Here is a 20,956-nt window from a genome sequence, read left to right on the forward strand (position 1 = left end):
GTCTGGTCGCGCTGGAGCCGCGACGCTATCAGCGTGGGTAAACGTTCATGCCAGCGAAGAAGAATGCGACTTCAGCGGCAGCAGTTTCAGGGGCGTCAGAACCGTGCACAGCGTTGGCATCGATGCTGTCAGCGAAGTCAGCACGGATGGTGCCAGCGTCAGCTTTCTTGGGGTCGGTAGCGCCCATCAGGTCACGGTTCTTGGCGATGGCGTTCTCGCCTTCCAGAGCCTGGATCATCACGGGACCGGAGATCATGAAGTCAACCAGGTCCTTGAAGAAAGGACGTGCTTTGTGCACAGCGTAGAACTGCTCGGCTTCGCCGCGTGACAAGTGAGCCATCTTGGCGGCGACCACTTTCAGGCCTGCAGCTTCGAAACGGGCATAGATCTGACCGATGACGTTCTTGGCGACGGCGTCAGGCTTGATGATGGAGAGGGTGCGTTCGATGGCCATGGTATTTCCTGTAACGAGAGAGTTTTTAAAGCATTTTTGCCATGCGGCAAAGCCTACTATTCTAACCTGAGCAGACCTGCCAAATGACACCGCGAAGCCACATGGCCCCACGGGAGAAACTGAAATTAACGGCTGCGACCACCGCCGCCACGCCCACCCCGGCCTGGACCACCCGGGGCCTTTTTCAAGCGGTTGAAGCTCTCGGCGCCAATGTACTTGGCCTCGCTTTTCGGGGCATCCGCTTTGGCATGCAAGCCAGAACCGCCGGGGGCCTGGTTGGGCTTGGCTGCGGGTTTGGCGCGCGGCACGGCGGTTCCTGCCCTGCCCTGTCCACCCGTACGGGGGCGGCGGTCGTTGCGGTCGGTGCGTGAAACCGGGCGAGGCGCGGTTGGCCGCGTCCGGTCAACGGTGCCCGCAGCACGCATGAGCGAGCGGATATCGGCTTCGTCCAGCTCAAGCCAAGCGCCGCGACGCAAACCATGCGGCAACACCATGGCCCCGTAACGGATACGGATCAGGCGACTGACCGCGTGGCCCACGGCCTCCATCATGCGGCGCACCTCGCGGTTGCGGCCTTCCGAAATCGTGACGCGGTACCAGCAATTGGAGCCTTCGCCGCCTCCGTCCTCGATGGAGCCAAACTGGGCTGCACCGTCGTCCAGCATCACGCCGTCCAGCAGGCGCTGCTTTTCTTCCTTGCTCAAAGCGCCCAGCACGCGAACAGCGTATTCGCGCTCCAAGCCAAAACGAGGGTGCATCAGCTGGTTGGCCAGCTCACCCGAGCTGGTAAACAACAACAAACCCTCTGTGTTCAAGTCCAGGCGGCCTACCGACTGCCATTTGCCGTTTTGCAGGCGTGGCAATTTGCGAAACACCGAGGGGCGGTTTTGCGGATCGTCGTGGCTGACGATCTCACCCGCAGGCTTGTGGTAGGCGATGACACGCGGTGGTGGCGGGTCAATGCGGATGTGGATTGGCTTGCCGTTGACCTTGATCTGGTCACCGTATTGCACGCGCTGGCCCACGTGGGCGGGCTCGTTGTTGACCGAAATGCGGCCTTCGGCAATCAGCTTTTCCATCTCCAGGCGCGAGCCCATGCCCGCTTGCGCCAGCACTTTGTGCAGCTTGGGCGAATCGGTCTGGGGTGCCAAAACGCGCTTGCCCAAATCGATGGCAACGTCTTCGGTGGCCTCTTCGTCATCGAATTGCCCCGACACCACATCGGCCAACTCAATCGGCTTGTACACCGACTCGGCAGGCGCATCGGCCTTGGTTGAACGGCCAGCGGTGTCTGGTTTGGACGAGCGGCTGTCGTCTTGAGGATCTTGGTTCATGTATTGGAGGACTCTTCGCCATGCAGCGGACGGTCAGTGGGGTTATCTGTGTTCGCAGACAGGCTAGGATCATCGCTGTGATCGGGTGGCACGCCAGAGGCGTCTTGGGGTTCAAAAGGTGCGGCAGATTCAGCCGCCTCATCGGGCACGATGGGCATCTCAAAAGGCAAGGCATTGATGGCCTCTTCCAGAGACAAGGACGGCTGCACGGGCAACTCGTCCACCAAACCCGACAAGGCGGTCGTTTGGCCGTCGACCTGCGAGAGCATGGGCAATTGGTCGAGTGCAGACAAGCCCAAATCGTCCAGAAACTGGCGCGTGGTGGCATACAGGCCTGGTCGGCCTACGGTTTCACGGTGGCCAATGACTTCGACCCATCCTCGGTCTTCCAATTGCTTGAGAATTTGCGAGTTGATGGTCACACCCCGAATGTCTTCCATGTCACCACGGGTCACCGGTTGCCGATAAGCAATGATGGCCAGGGTTTCCAGCACCGCACGGGTGTATTTGGGTGGTTTTTCGGGATGCAGCCGGTCCAGGTACTGGCGCAATTCGGGGCGGCTTTGAAAACGCCAACCGCTGGCCACACTGGTCAGTTCCAGGCCTTTCTGGGCCCATTCTTGTTGCAGGTCTTGCAGCATTTGCCGCAGGGTGTCGGCCCCTAGCGCATCGTCAAATAAAACGCGCATGTCGCGCAATGACAATGGCTGACCCGCTGTGAGCAAGGCCGTTTCCAAGACACGCTTGGCTTGCGCCGTATTCATGTGTCGATCTTTCGGGAAAAAAACGCCTCACGGCGTCGAAGGTGCAGAGGTCATAGCCGTTTCCATCAAGAAACAACCCCGTTCTGGAAGGGGTTTGGCTGAAAGGCCAAACCCTGGATGCGCTCAAACCAGCGAATCTGGCTCAAGCTCCCTGAGTGGGCAGATTGTAGCCGAGGCCCCAAACCGCCAAGGCATCGGCCATGTCTGCGGGCAAGGCAGACCTGAGATCAATCGACTGCCCGGTGATGGGGTGGACAAAAGCCAAGTGCCAGGCATGCAAGGCCTGGCGTTCAATGCCTGCTGCCTTGGCCCCTCCGTAAACAGCATCCGCCAGCAAGGGATGCCCGATGTGGGCCATGTGAACCCGAATCTGGTGGGTGCGGCCGGTGTGCAGCGTGCACTGCACCAGGCAACCCAGGTGGTTTTGGTCCAGCACCTCGATCGTGGTGGCGGCTGTTTTGCCCGACTGGTAAGTCAAATCCACCACCGCCATGCGCAAACGGTTGGCCGGGTCACGGCCAATGGCGGCCTCTACCTTGGTTGGCGACGGCGCAGTCCAGGGCTTGTGGGCGATGGCCAGGTACTGGCGATGCACATCACGCGCCGCAATTTGCTGAACCAAAGCGTCCATGGCCTGGCGGGTTCGTGCAACCACCATCAAACCACTGGTGTCTTTGTCCAGGCGGTGGACAATGCCTGCCCGGGGCACATCGGATGCCAGCGGGTCAAGGGCCAACAGCCCATTCAGCAAGGTGCCGCGCCAGTTGCCCGGGGCCGGATGCACGACCAAACCCGCTGGCTTGTTGATCACGCGCAAATGCGCGTCTTCGTAAACCACATCGATCGGCATCTCTTCAGGCACAAAAGCCTGTGACTGCGGCGTAGCGCGCAGCGTGACCTCGACCCGGTGCCCCAAGCGGACTTTGGTTGACACCTTGGTCACGACACGCCCATCGATCAGGGCATCGCCCTGCTCGATCAGCTGCTGCAAATAGCTGCGCGAGAACTCCGGCACCATTTGCGCCAAAGCGCGGTCCAGACGCTGCCCATGCAGCGCCATCGGCACCTGCGTTGTGCGCACCTCTTCGTCCGACGCTTCCAGCGCACGTTCGCCATCCTCCATCAAGGCGGTGGCTTCTTCCATTTCGGGGTCGGTCGATATAATCAAGGGGTTCAACAGTACAAGGGTGTCACAGATGCGAAGCTTCAGATTATCGATGGTTCCAGGTGGCCTGGTTTTGGCCGTCGGCCTGTTTCTGTCGGGCTGCGCCAACACCCCCAAAGATGTGACCGCTGGCTGGACACCCGAAAAAATCTACGCAGAGGCCAGAGATGAAGCCAATGCCGGGGCCTGGGACAAAGCCATCGGTTTCTATGAAAAGCTGGAAGGCCGCGCTGCAGGCACCGTTCTGGCGCAACAAGCCCAGATCGACAAGGCTTACGCCCAATACAAAACCGGCGACAAAATCCAGGCCATTGCCACCCTGGACCGCTTTATCCGCCTGCACCCCGCCAGTCCTGCTTTGGACTACGCGATCTACCTCAAAGGTCTGGTCAACTTCAACGACAACTTGGGCATGTTCTCGTTCCTGACCAAGCAAGACTTGTCTGAACGTGACCAAAAAGCCGCCAAAGACTCTTACGAATCCTTCAAAGAGTTGACCACGCGCTTTCCCACCTCCAAATACGCCCCCGAAGCACGCCAACGCATGCTGCACATCGTCAACGCCTTGGCCGCTTACGAAGTCCATGTGGCACGCTACTACGCCAGCCGTGGTGCCCATGTTGCTGCCGTGAACCGGGCACAGCAAGCCATCGCTGAATACCCGGGTGTGCCAGCCGTCGAAGAGGCGCTGGGCATTTTGGTGAGCTCTTATGACGCCATGGGCATGAGCGCCTTGCGCGATGACGCCAAGCGTGTGCTGGAGAAAAACTTCCCCCAGTCGGATTACCTCAAGGCCGAAGGGGTCAAGAAGTCGTCGAGCTGGTGGCGTCTGTGGTGAGTTGACGCAAAGTCGATAAAAACTCGGGATGCCCGTTCAGGCGGCGCATCTCCGGCAACCCCCGAATCAACCGGCGACCGTAAGACATGGTGGCCAAGCGCGTGTCACACACCACCAACACGCCACTGTCGGTTTCACTGCGAATCAATCGCCCCGCCCCTTGCTTGAGCGCCACGGCGGCTTCTGGCAAAGCGTGGTCGGCAAACGCGCTGCGCCCCTCCCGCGTGATGCGCTGACTTCTCGCTTCAAAAAGCGGATCGCCAGGCGGTGGAAACGGCAACTTGTCAATGACCACCAACTGCAGCGCGTTGCCGGGGACATCAAAGCCCTCCCAAAACGAAGCCGAAGCGACCAGCACACACCCAGCACGGCCGTCTCCTGCACCTTCCCTGAAGCGCTCCATCAAACGCCGTTTGGGGCTTTGCCCCTGCACCAGAACTTCCACATTCGCTGCGGGGTCCAGGCGGGTCTGCAAATATTCACCGATGCTGCGCATCGCATTCAGCGTGGTCGTGAGCACCAGCGTCCGCCCGCCCAGCAACTCGACGGCCTCGACCACCAACTGCGCCACATGGCCCGCATGACCCGGGTCACCGGGCTTGGGCAAATGCTCGGGCACATACAAAGCCGCTTGCCTGGCATAGTCAAACGGACTGGTGACTTGCATCACTTGCGCCGAAGTCAGGCCACAAGGTTCGGTGAACCAGCGCAACGTGGGCTCATCCCCCAAGGTGGCTGAAGTGAACACCCAGGCGCGTTGCCCGACGCCGCCAGCCGCGCCCAAGGCCTGCGGCGCACCGTCTCGACAGGGGTCTCCGGCCATCAAGGCCTGAATCGATTCCGGGTTGGAGGGGTCTTCGTCGTCCAACGCCAATGGCGCTTGCACCGATTTGGTCAAAGCAGAGAACGCCTGCGCAATGTCCAGGGGCGACTCCACCAAACGCAGTTGCGCACTGACTTCCGCCCAGCGCACACCCTCGGGGTCCGGGGCATTCGAGAACAAGGCGGCCTTTTGTCCCAGCTCACGCGCACGCTCAAACAGCCGCTGAAAATCAGGGGCCAACTCGACCACGGTCTCCAGACCGCTTTGCGTTTGCTCCAAAGCCTGCACCAGGTTTTGCAGCGCTGGCGTCCATTCGGCGGATTCCACGCCTTCGGGCACGGCGTCGGTCCAGCGCAAACGCACAGAACCCCGGTGCATACCCGCGGCCAGTCGCAGGTCACGGGACGATTTTTCCAATCGGTCGGTCAGGGCATGCCAATCCACCAGGCCGCGCGCCAACTGCAAACCCGTGGCCAGCACATCGCGCGACAACTCCAGCAACTGGACCGTAGACAGCTGCTGCCCCAAAAAATTCACACCGATTTCGTTGAGCTGGTGCGCTTCGTCAAACACCGTGACACGCACCGTGGGGAGCAATTCGGCCACGCCCGATTCACGCACGGCCATGTCCGCAAAAAACAGATGGTGATTGATGACCACCACATCGGAAGCCATGGCCTCTTTGCGCGCCAGGTTCACATGGCAAGCCCGGTAACGTGGGCAGCTGGAGCCCAGACAATTGTCACGCGTCGATGTAACCAAGGGCCACAAGGACGAACGTTCATCCAGACCCGAGAGCTCGGCCATGTCGCCCGTGCGGGTGGCTTGCGACCAAGTTTCAATTTTGGCCAACGCACGCTGCGCACCGGGCTGAGCGGCTTCGGCACTGTGGCGCGCTTGCTCCATGCGGTGCAAACACAGGTAATTGGATCGCCCTTTGAGCAAGGCCACCCGAATGGGCAAGCCCAACACCTCGACCAGGCGCGGGATGTCACGGGAAAACAATTGGTCTTGCAGCGCCTTGGTGGCGGTGGACACCAGCGCCCGCTGGCCGCTGAGCAACACAGGCACCAGGTAAGCATAGGTTTTGCCGACCCCCGTGCCGGCTTCGACCACCAACTGGCCACCCTGCTCCAGCGTCTGGCAAACCGCCATGGCCATGTCGGTCTGCCCTGCCCGAGGCTGAAACCCTGGCACCGCCTGCGCCAGGCTGCCGTGACTGGACAGCGTCTCGGCAACGCGCTGCACAAGCAAGCTCAAGCGGGCTCCTTGGGGTCGAGCATCCACTGCAACTGGGTCATCTGATCGCGCAAAGCCAAGCGGCGCTTTTTAAGGCGTCTCAACAGCAATTCGTCTAGGTTCTGAGGCGCAAGCGACGCCTGATCGATCAAGGCGTCGAGGTCAGCATGCGCCATCTGCCATTCGATCAATTGCCGCTGCGGGGAACGAAGGTCTTCGGCGTTGTCGTCCATCATGGTCGGCTGCGGTTTTCTGGCTGCTTGCCTTCGAGTCGCAAAGTGCGCTGCTCGGTTCGCCACTGGCGTTCTTGTGCGTTCAAGAGCAGGTCTCGCTGACGCAAAGGCTCAAGGGCTGCACGTCGGTGTTGGCGCGCTTCACGTAAGCAGGCGTTGACCGCAAACTTTTGCCAGCAAGCTTTCGCCTCTTCCTGATAAACAGCCATGACCCCGTCACGCTCGCTGGCAATGGCGTCGCGTTGAACACGGATAAATTCCGGCTCGCCCACCAAAGACTGCGCGCTCAGCCCGCTGGTGCTCAATGCGGCCAAGACCGCTAAAAGGGAACGTTTCATGTGATGTGCGTGTCCACTGTGCGGTGCTCCAGCGCCAAAAATTCGCTGGACTGCATCTCGTGCAGGCGCGAGACCGTGCGCGGAAACTCGTGCGACATGGGGCCGGAGGTGTACAAGGCCTCGGGCGCGACAGCGGCCGACATGATCAGCTTGACACGGCGGTCATACAGCACATCGATCAGCCAAGTGAAACGACGCGCCTCGGACGCCATGCTCACAGGCATGTGCGGCACATTGCTCAGCAGCACCGTGTGGTACTGCGTGGCGATTTCAAGGTAATCGTTTTGCGAACGCGGACCGCCGCAAATGGCCTTGAAGTCAAACCACACCACATCGCCCGCACGTCGTTTGGCATGGATTTGTCGCGCTTCAATTTGCAGCACCGGGTCTTCGTCCGGGCCGGTGGCCAGGCGGTCGAAGGCGTCGTTCATCTCGCGGTCTGCCTGCTCGCCCAGCGGCGAGTGGTAGAGCTTGACCATCTCCAGGGTGCGGCGGCGGTAGTCGGTGCCGTTGTCCACATTGAGCACCTGCATGCGCTCGTTGAGCAAGGCGATGGCGGGCAGGATGCGGTCGCGGTGCAGGCCGTCCGGGTACAGGCCATTGGGCTCGAAGTTGGAAGTTGTAACGAAGCCCACGCCGTTGTCAAACAGCGCCACCAGCAGGCGGTGCAGGATCATCGCATCGGTGATGTCGGCCACATGGAATTCGTCAAAGCAGATCAAGCGGTAGCGCTTGGCCATGCGTTTGCCCAGCTCGTCCAGCGGGTTCACCGTGCCCTGGATGGCGGTGAGTTCGCGGTGCACTTCGCGCATGAACTCGTGAAAGTGCAAACGGGTCTTGCGCTCGATGGGAACGGCTGCAAAAAAGCAGTCCATCAAGAAGCTTTTGCCGCGCCCCACACCGCCAAACATGTACACCCCTTTGGGGATGGCGGGACGGCTCAGGAATTTACCCAGCACGCCGGAGCGTTTGGACTTGTACGCAGCCCACTCGCTGGCGCAGCGCTCCAACGCCTCAATGGCGCGCAACTGCGCGGGATCGCTTTGGTAACCACGCTTTAAGAGTTCTTCTTCGTAAACGGCACGAACGGACATGGGTGGCTTGCTCTTCGATTCAAAACAAAACCCGGGACAAAGCCCGGGTTTTCAGGGATGCAATAACTTTAACCCAACTCACCGCCAACCGCAGTCAGCGACGGGTCAAGGGCTTAGAAGTTCAACGTGCGTTTGTCCACGGCCAAAGCGGCTTCTTTCGTCGCCTCGCTCAAGGATGGGTGCGCATGGCAAATGCGTGCGATGTCTTCGGCAGAAGCCTTGAATTCCATCGCCACCACAGCTTCCGAGATCAACTCGGACACCTGTGGGCCCACCATGTGCACGCCCAGGATTTCGTCGGTCGTGGCATCGGCCAAAAACTTCACCATGCCGGTGGTGTCGCCCAAAGCGCGTGCACGGCCGTTCGCGAGGAACGGGAATGTGCCGGCTTTGTATGCCACGCCGTCGGCTTTGAGTTGCTGCTCTGTGCGGCCGACCCAAGCGATTTCGGGGCTGGTGTAGATGACCCAGGGAATGGTGTTGAAGTTGACGTGACCGTGTTGGCCCGCAATGCGCTCGGCCACGGCAACGCCCTCTTCTTCGGCTTTGTGCGCGAGCATCGGGCCACGCACCACGTCGCCCACCGCCCACACGCCGGGCAGGTTGGTTTTGCAATCGCCGTCCACGACGATGGCGCCGCGCTCGTCCAGTTGCAGGCCCACAGCTTCGGTGTTGAGGCCAATGGTGTTGGGCACGCGGCCGATTGAAATGATCAGCTTGTCAGCGTCCAGCACAATGGCTTCGCCTTTGGCGTTGGTGTAGTTGACGGTGACGTCCTTCTTGCCGTTGACGATCTCGCCGACTTTCACGCCGAGTTCGATCTTCAGGCCTTGCTTGTCGAAAGCCTTCTTGGCTTCTTTGGCGATTTGCTCGTCCACCGCGCCCAGGAAAGTCGGCAGACCTTCGAGGATGGTGACTTCAGCGCCCAGACGACGCCAGACCGAGCCCATTTCCAGGCCGATCACGCCGGAGCCGATCAGGGCCAGCTTTTTCGGCACGGTGCCCAGACGCAAAGCGCCGTCGTTGGACAACACGTTGACTTCGTCAAATGCTGTGCCGGGCAAAGCGCGGGCGTTGGAGCCGGTGGCGATGATGACTTGCTTGGCCGTGATGGCCTCTTCGGTCTTGCCTGCCACGTTGATGGTGTAGCCGCCTTCAGCTTGGCCGGCAAAGCTGCCACGGCCATGGAAGAAAGTGACCTTGTTTTTCTTCAACAGGTACAAGATGCCGTCGTTGTTTTGCTTCACAACGCTGTCCTTGCGGGCAACCATCTTGGCCACGTCCATCTTCACGTCCTTGGCCGTGATGCCGTGGTCTGCAAAGTGGTGGTTGGCATGCTCAAAGTGTTCGCTGGACTGCAGCAAAGCCTTGGACGGGATGCAACCCACATTGGTGCAAGTGCCGCCGGGCGCTGGGCCACCGGCTGCGTTTTTCCATTCATCGATACAGGCGACCTGGAAACCGAGTTGTGCAGCGCGAATGGCTGCGATGTAGCCACCGGGGCCACCGCCGATGACGACGACGTCGAATTGTTTGCTCATGGTGTTTGTCTTCAGGATGAAAAACGCCCCCTGGACAGGGGGCATTCAAAACAAGGGGATTTAGATGTCGAACAGCAAGCGGGCTGGATCTTCCAGCGCTTCCTTCATGGCCACCAGGCCCAAAACAGCTTCACGGCCGTCAATGATGCGGTGGTCATACGACATGGCGAAGTAGTTCATGGGGCGAACCACGACTTGGCCGTTTTCCACCATGGCGCGGTCTTTGGTCGCGTGCACGCCCAGGATCGCGGATTGTGGTGGGTTGATGATGGGGGTGGACATCATCGAGCCGAAGGTGCCGCCGTTGGAGATCGAGAAGGTACCGCCTGTCATCTCTTCGATGCCCAGCTTGCCGTCACGGGCCTTGACGCCGAATTCAGCAATCTTCTTCTCGATGTCGGCAAAGCTCATCTGGTCAGCGTTGCGCAAAATGGGCACCACCAAACCGCGCGGGGAACCGACAGCGATGCCGATGTCGAAGTAGCCGTGGTACACGATGTCGTTGCCGTCGACCGAAGCGTTGAGCACAGGGAATTTCTTCAGGGCGTGCACAGCGGCCTTGACGAAGAAGCTCATGAAACCGAGCTTCACGCCGTGCTCCTTCTCGAAACGCTCTTGCATGCGCTTGCGCATGTCCATGACCGGGGCCATGTTGATTTCGTTGAAGGTGGTCAGGATGGCGTTGGTCGATTGCGACTGCAGCAGACGCTCGGCCACGCGGGCACGCAGACGGGTCATGGGCACGCGCTGCTCTGGGCGGTCGCCCAAAGCCACGGCAGGTGCCGACACTTGAGGCAAGGTCTTGGCTGGTACGCCAGTAGGAATGACAGCAGCCGTGGACTTGACGCCACCGGCCACAGCGGACAGCACATCACCTTTGGTGACGCGGCCATCTTTGCCTGTGCCAGACACCGAGCCAGCGGCCAGGCTGTTGTCGGCCATCAACTTAGCGGCGGCGGGCATGGCCACGCCCGCTTTGCTCGCCGAAGCGGCTGCGGCAGGGGCAGCAGCGGCTGCGGGTGCAGCAGCAGGTGCGGCCACAGCACCGGCTTTGCCTTCGGTGTCGATGCGGGCGATCAACTGTTCGGCCGCCACGGTGCCGCCATCGGCGACCAGGATTTCGGTGATCACGCCTGCCGCAGGTGCGGGCACTTCGAGCACGACTTTGTCGGTTTCGATTTCGATCAGGATTTCGTCAGCAGCGACAGCTTCGCCCACTTTCTTTTTCCACTGCAGCATGGTGGCTTCGGCCACGGACTCGGACAGTTGGGGGACTTTGACTTCTACGATAGCCATTTTGAATTCTCTTTAAAAGTTAAACGCAAGGTTGTTCTGGAAAATCACTTGGTCAGCACGAAGCCCTTGAGCTTCGAGAAGGCCGCTTCGATCAGTGCTTTTTGCTGGTCCTGGTGCAGGTGTGAATAACCCACGGCAGGTGACGCGGAAGCTGCGCGACCGGCATAACCGAGCTTTTGACCTTCGAGCATGTTCTCGTGGATGTTGTGCTGAATGAAGAACCAGGCACCCTGGTTCTGCGGCTCGTCCTGGCACCACACGATGTCTGTGGCGTTGGGGTACTTCTTGATCTCGGCCGCAAATGCCTTGTGTGGGAAGGGATAGAGCTGCTCCACACGGATAATGGCCACGTCGTCAGCGCCCTTGGCCTCGCGGTGCTTGACCAAGTCGTAATAGACCTTGCCCGAGCAGGCGATCACGCGCTTGACCTTGTCGGCCTTGAGGGCCTTGTTTTCCGGGATCACGGTCTGGAAGCTGCCCTTGGTGAACTCGGACACCGGCGATGTGGCGTCTTTGTTGCGCAGCAGCGACTTCGGGGTAAAGATGACCAGCGGCTTGCGCAGGTCACGCACCATCTGGCGACGCAGCACATGGAAGATCTGGCTGGCCGTGGTCGGCTGCACGATCTGCATGTTGGTGTCGGCAGCCAGCTGCATGAAACGCTCGACGCGGGCCGAGCTGTGCTCTGGGCCTTGGCCTTCGTAGCCGTGCGGCAGCATCAAGGTCAGGCCATTGACGCGGCCCCACTTGACTTCACCGGAGGCGATGAACTGGTCGATCACGACCTGTGCGCCGTTGGCGAAGTCGCCGAACTGGGCTTCCCAGATCACCAGGGTGTTGGGGTCGTTCGAGGCGTAGCCGTATTCAAAGCCGAGCACGGCTTCTTCGGACAGGATCGAGTCGATGACGACGAACGGGGCCTGCTTGTCCGAGACGTTTTGCAAGGCCACATAGGTGCCGGTGTCCCACTTCTCGCGCTTTTGGTCATGGATCACGGCGTGGCGGTGTGTGAACGTGCCACGGCCGCAGTCTTCGCCCGACAAACGCACGGGGTAGCCACTGGCCACCAAAGATGCGAAAGCCATGTGCTCGCCCATGCCCCAGTCCACTGGCGTGTCGCCACGGCCCATGGCTGCGCGGTCGTCATAGACCTTCTTGACCAGCTGGTGCGGTGTGACCGACTCAGGGATGGTGGTGATCTTCTCGGCCAGGCGCTTCCAGTCGGCCAATGGAATCGAGGTGTCACCGGCGTCGGTCCACTTCTTGCCCATGTAGGGCGACCAGTCCACGGTGAACTTGGTCTTGATGTTGGCCAACACGGGTTCGGTGGTGTTCTTGCCGGCGTCCAGAGCGGCGCGGTAGGCCTTGGCCATGTCCTCGCCCAAGGTGTCGCCCAAGCCTTGTGCCGTCAACTTGTCTGCAAACAGCTTGCGGGTGCCTGGATGGGTCGCAATCTTTTTGTACATCAGCGGCTGGGTCAGCGCAGGGGTGTCCTGCTCGTTGTGGCCCAACTTGCGGAAGCAGACCACGTCCAACACCACGTCCTTCTGGAACGTCATGCGGTATTCGAGCGCCAATTGGGTGGCCAGGACCACCGTCTCAGGATCGTCTGCATTGACGTGCAACACAGGCGCTTCGACCATCTTGACGATGTCGGTACAAAACACGCTGGAGCGCATGTCGCGCGGGTCAGAGGTGGTGAAACCGATCTGGTTGTTGATGATGATGTGGACCGTGCCGCCTGTGGAGTATCCACGGGTTTGGGCCAAGGCCAGGGTTTCCTGGTTCACGCCCTGACCGCCGAAAGCGGAGTCACCGTGCACCAACACAGGCAGCACTTGTTTGCCCAGCGGGTCGTCGCGGCGGTCCATGCGGGCACGGACCGAGCCTTCGACCACGGGGTTCACGATTTCCAGGTGCGAGGGGTTGAACGCCAGAGACAGGTGAACGGGGCCACCGGCAGTGTTCACGTCCGAGCTGAAACCCTGGTGGTATTTCACGTCACCGGCTGGCAGGTCTTCGGGCGCGGTGTGGTCGAACTCGGCAAACAGGTCCGCAGGCAGCTTGCCCATGGTGTTGACCAGCACGTTCAGGCGGCCGCGGTGGGCCATGCCGATCACGACTTCCTGCACGCCTTGTGCACCAGCGGACTGGATCAACTCGTCCATCGCCGCGATGAAGCTCTCGCCACCTTCCAGCGAGAAGCGCTTTTGGCCGACGTATTTGGTGTGCAAATAGCGCTCAAGGCCTTCGGCAGCCGTCAAGCGGTCAAGGATCTGCTTTTTCTTTTCAGCGCCGAAGTTCGGCTTGCTGCGGATGCTTTCCAGCTTTTGCTGCCACCAGCGCTTTTCAGCCTGCTCGGTGGTGTACATGTACTCGGCGCCCAAGGTGCCGCAGTAGGTTTCGCGCAGTGCATTGAGCAACTCGCGCAAAGACATGTTGTTTTTGCCGAAGAAGGTGTTGCTGGTGTCGAACACGGTTTCCTGGTCGGCGTCAGAGAAGCCGTAGAAAGCGGGGTCGAGGTCGGGAATGTTGGGGCGCTCGGTGCGCTTGAGCGGGTCCAGGTCGGCCCAGCGCTGGCCCACGTTGCGGTAAGCGGCAATCAGCTGCTGAACGGCGGTGCGCTTGCGGCCCATTTCGACGTTTTCGCTGGCCATAACGACCTTGGTGCCGCCAGCTTTGGCGCGCTCTGCGAAAGCGTTGATGACGGGCAGGTGCGGTACGTCTTTGGCGTTGGAGCCATCGACTGCGGGAACGTGCTGGAGGGCGTCGAAGTATTCGCGCCAGGAGTCGGGCACGCTGCCTGGGTTGGCCAGGTAGTTCTCGTACATCTCTTCGACGTACGGGCCGTTACCTCCGAAAAGGTGGGTGTTGCCTGAGTAGGCAGCGTAGACGGAATTAGTCTCGCTCATGATTCGCTGACCTCCGTTTCCCTCTGGGAAACATAAGTTGGTTGATTTTTACCTTCCGCGACACGGCTGAACCGGTTGGCGGATGCGACTGTGGCATGGGAAGGGCCTGAGTTCAGCGCGCATTGTGCCATGGCTTGTCCGATATCAAACTTACAGGTTTATCAAGTTCCGATGAAAAAAGACCCCGCCGAAGCGAGGTCCCTGGTCATCAGCCCTTGATCAGTTCCACGATCTGCTGCAGCGCAGCCGGATCGTCCATCGTGGTCAGGTCGCCGGGGTCGCGGCCTTCGGCCACGGCCTGGATGGCGCGGCGCAGCAGCTTGCCGCTGCGCGTCTTGGGCAAGGCCGACACAAAGAACACGCGCGATGGACGGGCCACCGCCCCCAACTGGCTGTCCACAACCTTCATGACTTCGCCTTCGAGCTTGAGGCGCGCTGCCGCGTCGGTCAGGCCCGAAGTGTCTTTGGCAATGGCAAAGGCCATGGCCACCTGCCCTTTGAGCTGATCGGCCACACCGACCACGGCCACTTCAGCCACGTTGGGGTGGCTGGAGATGCTTTCCTCGATCTCGCGGGTGCCCAGGCGGTGACCGGCGACGTTGATCACGTCGTCGGTGCGACCCAGGATGAAGAAATAGCCGTCTTCGTCGCGCACCGCCCAGTCAAAGGTGCTGTAGACCAGCTTGTTCGGCACGGTTTTCCAGTAGGTTTTGACGAAACGCTCGTCATCGCCCCAGATGGTTTGCAGGTTGCCGGGGGGCAGCGGGCCTTCGATGGTCAACACGCCCTTCTGGTTCGCACCGGTGAGCTCTTCGCCGGTCTGGTCGTCGACCAGTTTGACGTTGTAGCCATAAATGGCTTTGCCGGGCGAGCCAAACTTGCTTGGTGCTTTTTCCACGCCATTGCAAATGCTCAAAATTGGCCAGCCGGTCTCGGTCTGCCAGTAGTTGTCGATGATGGGCTTGCCGTTCAGGCCTTCGGAAATCCACTTGGCGGTGGGCTCGTCCAGCGGTTCACCGGCCAGGAACAGCGCTTGCAGGCTGGACAGGTCGTACTTGGTCAACAAGGCGGGGTCTTGCTTTTTCAGCACGCGGATGGCCGTGGGCGCGCTGAACATCACGTTGACTTTGTATTTCTCGACCAGGCTCCACCAGATGCCGCCGTCGGGGCGGATGGGCAGGCCTTCGTACATGATGGTGGCCATGCCGCCGATCAGTGGGCCATAGATGATGTAGCTGTGGCCCACCACCCAGCCGATGTCGCTGGTGCAAAAGAAGGTGCCGCCGGGCTTGCCCTGGAAGATGTGCGGCATGCTGGCCGCCAGCGCCACGGTGTAGCCACCGGTGTCGCGCTGCACGCCTTTGGGCTTGCCGGTGGTACCGGAGGTGTAGAGCGTGTAGCTCGAATGGGTGGCATCGACCCATTCGCAAGGCACCACGGTGTCCATGTGCTTGGCGCGCTCGGTGGCGTAATCCACATCGCGACCCGCCACGGGGGTGAACGCGGCCAGTTTGCGGTCGACCATGATCACGTTGGCAGGCTTGTGGGCCGACAGGTTGATGGCTTCGTCGAGCAATGGCTTGTAGGGCACGCCCTTGCCGCCACGGGAGCCCGCGTCGGCGCTGATGATGACTTTGGGTGACGCGTCTTCGATGCGGGTGGCCAGCGAGTGCGAGGCGAACCCGCCAAACACCACCGAGTGGATCGCGCCCAGTCGCACGCAGGCCAGCATGGCGAACGCGGCTTCGGCGATCATCGGCATGTAAATCAGCACGCGGTCGCCCTTGACCACGCCCAGGTCCTTGAGGATCGCGGCCATGCGCTGCACTTCGGCGTGCAGGTCACGGAAGGTGTAGGTTTTTTCCTGATCGGTCTCGGTCGAGACGAAGATCAGCGCAGGCTGGTCGGCGCGCTCGGCCAGGTGACGGTCTACAGCGTTGTGGCACAAGTTGGTCTGGCCACCGACGAACCATTTGGCAAAAGGCGGGTTGCTGTAGTCGCAGATCTGCTGGGGCTGGACTTTCCAGTCCACCAGTTTGGCCTGCTCGGCCCAGAAAGCGTCGCGGTCGTTGATCGAGCGTGCGTGAAAGTCAGCAAAGCTGCCCATGAAAGTCTCCTGAATACCTGCCAAATGAATGCGTGGAAGGTGCGCCAGGCCACTGACGACCACTCTTCTGAATTCATAATTATGAGCAAGGGACTTGCAACAAGCTGACTTTGTCGCGCACCCGACAGCGCAGGGCTATAGGCACAGATGAACAGGCGCTTGACCGACAAGCCGTCAAAGCGCCTTAAAAATCACTTGAACAGGCTTTGCAACAGCTTGAAGTCGGGGTGTTCGGCTGTGCGAACCCACTCAAAAGCCACCATCTCGGCGGTCACCAGCTCGGCCCCTGCCCCAGCCAGGCGGTCATAAGCCGCATCGCGGTTGCGCTCGGTGCGCGAACTGCAGGCATCGGTCACCACCCACACCTCAAACTCGTCTTCCAGCAAATCGAGCGCGGTTTGCATCAGGCAAATGTGGGCCTCGCACCCGGCGAGCACGATGGTTTTGCGTTCCTCGGCCCCGGCTTGCGGCTTTTGCAAATGGCGCGGCAAGCTGCGGGCGTTGCCGCGCGGGGCCTGAACGGGCTCGGGTTGCAGCCATTCGCCCAAGCCTTCTTCGACAGCGCTGAACTGCATCTTGGCCAAAACTTTGCGGCAATGGTTGCGAATTTCGGGGGGCATTTCGCCCAGACGCGAAGGGTTTTGCTCGGTGCCCCAGGTGGGCACTTCCAACGCTTGGGCCAAGGTGGCCAGACGGGCCGCATTGGCCCAAACCGCATCGGCATCCAACATCACCGGCTTCAAACGGGCCTGAAAATCCACCAGCACCAATTGGCTTTCATCTGCATCGATCAACATCAACATTCCCCATATGTAATGGTCATGATTGTCGCAGGAGGCCAGCACGGCATCCGTTATGCTCGAAGAAACCCCAACCCCACAAAAAATGAAAACACAAATTGATCACCTCGTGGTGATGGCCTCGACACTTGAAGCGGGCGTGCAATGGTGCGAGGAAACGCTGGGCATCACACCCGGACCTGGCGGCGAGCACGAAAAATACGGCACCCACAACCGGCTCTTCAAAATCGCGTCGCCCAAATTCCCATTGGCTTATTTTGAAATCATCGCCATCAACCCGCAGGCGGTGATCCCCAAACGCTCTCAAGTGCCACGCTGGTTTGACATGGATGACAAGGCCTTGCAAAAAGCGGTGGCCGAGCGCCCCCAACTGATCCACTTTGTGACCAGCACCGACGACATCAAGGCGGCACGGCATCTGCTGCGCACCCAAAGCATTGAACGCGGTCAAGTGGTGCACGCCAGCCGCAAGTCGAGCAAAGGCACGCTCAACTGGCAAATCACGGTGCGCGAAGATGGCGAACGCCTGTTCAACGGCACCCTGCCCACCTTGATCCAGTGGGGCAAGCCCGATGCGACCGAGCCCCTGCGGCTGCACCCGCGCAACAGCCTGCCGCGCTCGGGTGTGACACTGCAAAGCCTGACCGTCAGCCACCCCAGCGGCACCAAGTTGCAGGAAGCTTATGAGGCCATTGGCCTGACCGACGTTGCCGTTGAAACCGGCCCGGCCAACATCACCGCCACCTTGCAAACGCCCAAAGGCTTGGTGCAGCTGCAAAGCCTGGGGATTTGACCCAGGCCTGCGGTTTGAGCGCATGCAACTTGTCGCAGGCCGGCAGCAACTTCTGGCGCTTAAGGTCAGCAACCATTTGCAAACCGTGAGCGGCAAGGCCCATGGGCGATTGGTTTTCGCAACTCAATCGGCCGTTTTCGCAGCCTCGTCTTCAGGCAATGTGGCCAACAGCGCCATGCCCGCAGCCATGACCGCAGCCGTCAACCACAAAGCACCCCTGAAGCTGCCCGTGGCCTGCGCCATGGCACCCGCCACCACCGGGGCAATGACCTGCGCCGCGCCATAGCTCAGCGTCAGGCGGGCCATGGCCTTGCCCGGGTTGTTGGGTGCGCGCCGGCCCACCAGCGCCAGCGTCATGCTGACGATGCCAATGAACGTGGCCCCGTAGCCGATGGCCCCGCCCAAAGCGGCAGCCAGCGAGCCGGAGACCGCAGGCAAGATGACCGACACGGTCTGCAAGCCAAACGCCAGCAACAAGGCCCTTGTGTCGCCCCAGCGCCGCGCCACCTTGTCCCACAAAAACACGGCAGGCATGGCCGCCAGCCCCACCAGCGCCCAGGCCAGAGCGCCCTGCCCGGCCAACGCCGGTTCGCGCTCGACAATCGCCACCGTGAAGGTGGCGCTGATCACAAAGCCCCAGCCCGCTGCAAAGTAGCTGCCCGCCATGGTCAGCATCCAGCGGCGCGACACCTTGGGTGCGGCATCAGCCGCGCTGGCAGCTGCGGGCGCAGGCGGCACGGGTGGACGCCAAGCCCAGGCGGGCACAAAAAACACCAGCCCGATGGCCGCCATGGCCAGCCACTGGTGTGACCAAAGCGCCCAAATTTGCGACACACTCCAGACCCCGACCGCTGACACCACAATGCCCAGCCCCAAACCAATGAAGTGCACCCCCAGCTCGGGCCTGCGGCCCTGGCGCATCAGCCAGCCCAGCACCAGCCCAGCCCCCAACAGCATGCCGGTGGCCCCGCACAAGCCGCCCAAATAACGCCACAGCGCCCAAGCGGGCATCCAGGTCGACAGCGCCATCCCGGCCACCGTGAGCAGCGACAACCACAGCCCCATGCTGTAGAGCCGGTGCCGCCAGCGCACATCGTCGATCCACGCGGCAGCCAGCGCGCCCGAGATGTAACCCGCGTAATTGATGGCGGCCAGCGCCCCAGCGCTGGCGTCGTTGAGCCCGGTCTGCGCCTGCAATGCGGGCAGCAAAGGCGTGTAGGCAAAGCGCGCCAGCCCGATGGTGAGCACCAGGCCAAAAATGCCGCCAACGATGACTTGCCAAGGCTGCAGCGAACGGTGTGTGGGTAAGTCTTGCATGTGGGGCACGAGTATCCACCCAATGGCGCATGGCAAGCCAGACAGAACCAGCAGCGGCTGACACCTTGGGAACAGGCCCACAGCGTCGCAGACACGACAGGCCCAGGGGCGGGGCAAAGGGTTTTCACCATGCCTGCCATGGGCCGTGCGCCCTAAAGTGAAATGCCAAGGAGGAACCTTCATGCGTCCACGTTTTGCACCTATCCGCTCGCTGACTTCACCCACTTCGAGGGCCATTGCCTCACCCCTTCGCCGCAACTTGGGGCTTTTGCTGCTGGGCTTGGGGGCGTTGGGCGCCGCAGGGGCCTCGGCTCAAAGCTTTCCGACCAAGCCCTTGCGGCTGGTGGTCACCTTTCCTTCGGGCGGCGCGCCCGACATTCTGGCCCGACTGTTCAGTGAAAAGGCCCAGCTGGGCTTTCCCATCGTGGTGGACAACAAGCCAGGCGCGGGCGGCAACATCGGCGCCGACATCGTGGCCAAATCGCCGGGCGACGGCCACACCATCGTCATGGGCACGGTGGGCACGCACTCGATCAACGGGGCGCTGTACGAAAAAATGCCTTACGACATGGTCAAGGACTTCAGCCCCATATCGCTGATCGCCTCGGCCCCCAACTTGCTGGTGGTCAACAACGCCCTGCCCGTCAAAAACGTGCCTGAATTGATCGCTTACATGAAGGCCAACCCGAACAAACTCTCATTTGGCTCGCCTGGCATCGGCACCTCGGTGCACGTTTCGGGCGAACTTTTCAAGTCGCTCACCGGCACCACCATGGAGCATGTGCCCTACAAGGGTCGTCAATTTGCCATCCCCGACCTGATCGGCGGCAGCATCCAGGTCATGTTTGACAACATGCCTTCGGCTTTGCCCATGGCCAAGGAAGGCAAGATCCGCGCTCTGGCCCAAACCACTGCTACGCGATCACCGGCCGCACCAGATGTGCCCACCGTGGCGGAATTTGTCCCCGGTTTTGAGGCCACCACCTGGTTTGCCATGTTTGCACCGGCCAACGTGCCGCGCCCTGTCATCGACAAACTCCATGCCGAAGTGGTTCGGGTGTTCAAGTTGCCCGAAGTGCAAGACAAGCTGAAAACCCTCGGCCTCGACCCGGTGCTGTCCAGCCCCGCTGAGCTGGCGCGCTACCAAGCCACCGAGATCACCAAATGGGCCAAAGCGGTCAAGGACTCAGGCGCCAAAGCGCAATAAAAATGCGCCAAGCGGGTTGGCGCGACCCTGGCAAGGTTCAGCGCCGCCCGCTGCCGGGCTTCGCAAACTCGGCATCGACCCAGGCCTGCGCGGTCTGGCGGTTGAGCTTGAAACCGGCGTCCACCTTGATTTCGGCCAGTTCATCGCCGCCTTCGTCCTGCGCGCTCAGCACCGCATAGGGGTTGTCTTCGTCGGGCACGATGCGCAAGAGCACTGTCACGCGGCCTTCCGGTCCATTGACGGTCACGCTCTGGTTCAGCTGGGCATGCAGCTGCTGTTCGCTGCGGCGCACAAACTCGCTGGCGGTTTTGACCAGGGTGATGAAGGCCGTGCCGTCCAGCGGCTTGGGGTTCTTTTTGTCGCGCCCCATGGTCCAGGGCCCCACCAAGGCGGGCTCTGATTCGCCGTCCTTGTACATCGCTACCGCCCAACCGTCGTCGTCTTCGTTTTTGATGACCTTGGCGGTCCAACGCTCGTCCTGCCAAAGGCGGGGTTCTTGCAGCAGAGGCGTGTCGTGTGTGTCGTCGGTCATGAGGTGTTGGAGAAAAGGGGGATGGCGATCATGCCTTATGAATTCAGCCTCTTGAAATCTTGATCATCAAGCATGGGAAGATTTTTTTGTAGGAGCCCACCTCATGGCGATTTCAGGCACACCACCAAGGCAAGCCATCGCCCACAGGGTGGGCTCCCACAAAGGCAAA

The 20,956-nt window shown here is 61.0% G+C and carries 18 protein-coding genes; 3 read left to right on the plus strand and 15 right to left on the minus strand.

What is annotated here, in order from left to right; translation table 11 throughout:
- Positions 1-28: 28 nt before the first annotated feature.
- The 4 genes from ndk to B9Z33_RS10810 all read right to left on the minus strand — a co-directional run bounded on the left by ndk (position 29) and on the right by B9Z33_RS10810 (position 3,696).
- Positions 29-454, minus strand: a complete 426-nt coding sequence (gene ndk / locus B9Z33_RS10795) for a nucleoside-diphosphate kinase (protein WP_108286967.1) — start codon at positions 452-454, stop codon at positions 29-31.
- 125 nt (positions 455-579) lie between these two features.
- Complete coding sequence (locus tag B9Z33_RS10800; RefSeq protein WP_108286968.1) at positions 580-1,788, minus strand: pseudouridine synthase; 1,209 nt, start codon at positions 1,786-1,788, stop codon at positions 580-582.
- Complete coding sequence (gene scpB / locus B9Z33_RS10805; RefSeq protein WP_108286969.1) at positions 1,785-2,552, minus strand: SMC-Scp complex subunit ScpB; 768 nt, start codon at positions 2,550-2,552, stop codon at positions 1,785-1,787. The genes B9Z33_RS10800 and scpB overlap by 4 nt, the downstream gene beginning before the upstream one ends.
- Positions 2,553-2,694: 142 nt before the next feature.
- The gene (locus B9Z33_RS10810; RefSeq protein ID WP_108286970.1) at positions 2,695-3,696 is read right to left on the minus strand and encodes an RluA family pseudouridine synthase; all 1,002 of its coding nucleotides are present in this window, start codon (positions 3,694-3,696) and stop codon (positions 2,695-2,697) included.
- Between the two features lie 73 nt (positions 3,697-3,769).
- Here B9Z33_RS10810 and B9Z33_RS10815 point away from each other — a divergent pair, with 73 nt between their 5' ends.
- Entirely contained in the window at positions 3,770-4,555 is a 786-nt protein-coding gene (locus B9Z33_RS10815) for an outer membrane protein assembly factor BamD (RefSeq protein ID WP_108286971.1), read from the plus strand.
- On the opposite strand, the gene B9Z33_RS10820 is transcribed toward B9Z33_RS10815, so the two are convergent.
- The 9 genes from B9Z33_RS10820 to B9Z33_RS10860 form a co-directional block, all read right to left on the minus strand.
- Positions 4,521-6,539 carry an ATP-dependent DNA helicase gene (locus B9Z33_RS10820; protein ID WP_233252808.1) on the minus strand — a complete coding sequence of 673 codons (2,019 nt, stop codon included), beginning with the start codon at positions 6,537-6,539 and terminating at the stop codon, positions 4,521-4,523. The two genes, B9Z33_RS10815 and B9Z33_RS10820, sit on opposite strands and share 35 nt — an antisense overlap.
- A 95-nt stretch (positions 6,540-6,634) precedes the next feature.
- Positions 6,635-6,850, minus strand: coding sequence for a DUF465 domain-containing protein (locus tag B9Z33_RS10825; protein ID WP_108287110.1), 216 nt, complete (start codon positions 6,848-6,850; stop codon positions 6,635-6,637).
- Entirely contained in the window at positions 6,850-7,188 is a 339-nt protein-coding gene (locus tag B9Z33_RS10830; protein WP_108286973.1) for a hypothetical protein, read from the minus strand. The genes B9Z33_RS10825 and B9Z33_RS10830 overlap by 1 nt, the downstream gene beginning before the upstream one ends.
- Positions 7,185-8,282 (minus strand): cell division protein ZapE, encoded by a 1,098-nt coding sequence (gene zapE, locus B9Z33_RS10835; RefSeq protein WP_108286974.1) that lies wholly within the window; start codon positions 8,280-8,282, stop codon positions 7,185-7,187. Before zapE ends, B9Z33_RS10830 begins: the two co-directional genes overlap by 4 nt.
- Before the next feature lie 113 nt (positions 8,283-8,395).
- Positions 8,396-9,823: a dihydrolipoyl dehydrogenase gene (lpdA, locus tag B9Z33_RS10840; RefSeq protein ID WP_108287111.1), complete on the minus strand. Its 1,428-nt coding sequence runs from the start codon at positions 9,821-9,823 to the stop codon at positions 8,396-8,398.
- Positions 9,824-9,883: 60 nt separating this feature from the next.
- Complete coding sequence (gene odhB, locus B9Z33_RS10845; RefSeq protein WP_108286975.1) at positions 9,884-11,119, minus strand: 2-oxoglutarate dehydrogenase complex dihydrolipoyllysine-residue succinyltransferase; 1,236 nt, start codon at positions 11,117-11,119, stop codon at positions 9,884-9,886.
- Positions 11,120-11,163: 44 nt separating this feature from the next.
- Positions 11,164-14,031 carry a 2-oxoglutarate dehydrogenase E1 component gene (locus B9Z33_RS10850; protein WP_108286976.1) on the minus strand — a complete coding sequence of 956 codons (2,868 nt, stop codon included), beginning with the start codon at positions 14,029-14,031 and terminating at the stop codon, positions 11,164-11,166.
- A gap of 208 nt (positions 14,032-14,239) precedes the next feature.
- Positions 14,240-16,138, minus strand: a complete 1,899-nt coding sequence (locus tag B9Z33_RS10855; protein WP_108286977.1) for a propionate--CoA ligase — start codon at positions 16,136-16,138, stop codon at positions 14,240-14,242.
- Between the two features lie 191 nt (positions 16,139-16,329).
- On the minus strand, positions 16,330-16,935 hold the full coding sequence (locus tag B9Z33_RS10860; protein WP_108287112.1) for an isochorismatase family protein: 606 nt from the start codon (positions 16,933-16,935) through the stop codon (positions 16,330-16,332).
- A gap of 88 nt (positions 16,936-17,023) precedes the next feature.
- Here B9Z33_RS10860 and B9Z33_RS10865 point away from each other — a divergent pair, with 88 nt between their 5' ends.
- A complete protein-coding gene (locus B9Z33_RS10865; RefSeq protein WP_108287113.1) occupies positions 17,024-17,731 on the plus strand; it encodes a VOC family protein in 708 nt (235 codons plus the stop codon).
- A 123-nt stretch (positions 17,732-17,854) separates the two neighbouring features.
- Here B9Z33_RS10865 and B9Z33_RS10870 read toward each other — a convergent pair whose 3' ends face one another.
- Positions 17,855-19,048: a YbfB/YjiJ family MFS transporter gene (locus tag B9Z33_RS10870; protein WP_108286978.1), complete on the minus strand. Its 1,194-nt coding sequence runs from the start codon at positions 19,046-19,048 to the stop codon at positions 17,855-17,857.
- 181 nt (positions 19,049-19,229) lie between these two features.
- On the opposite strand from B9Z33_RS10870, the gene B9Z33_RS10875 reads away from it, so the two are divergent.
- The gene (locus B9Z33_RS10875; RefSeq protein WP_108287114.1) at positions 19,230-20,255 is read left to right on the plus strand and encodes a tripartite tricarboxylate transporter substrate binding protein; all 1,026 of its coding nucleotides are present in this window, start codon (positions 19,230-19,232) and stop codon (positions 20,253-20,255) included.
- A 37-nt stretch (positions 20,256-20,292) separates the two neighbouring features.
- Here the strand turns inward: B9Z33_RS10875 and B9Z33_RS10880 are convergent, their stop codons facing one another.
- Entirely contained in the window at positions 20,293-20,787 is a 495-nt protein-coding gene (locus B9Z33_RS10880; RefSeq protein WP_108286979.1) for a hypothetical protein, read from the minus strand.
- Positions 20,788-20,956: the final 169 nt, after the last annotated feature.

The sequence above is a fragment of the Limnohabitans sp. T6-20 genome, from assembly GCF_003063505.1.
Taxonomy (GTDB): Bacteria; Pseudomonadota; Gammaproteobacteria; order Burkholderiales; family Burkholderiaceae_C; genus Limnohabitans_A.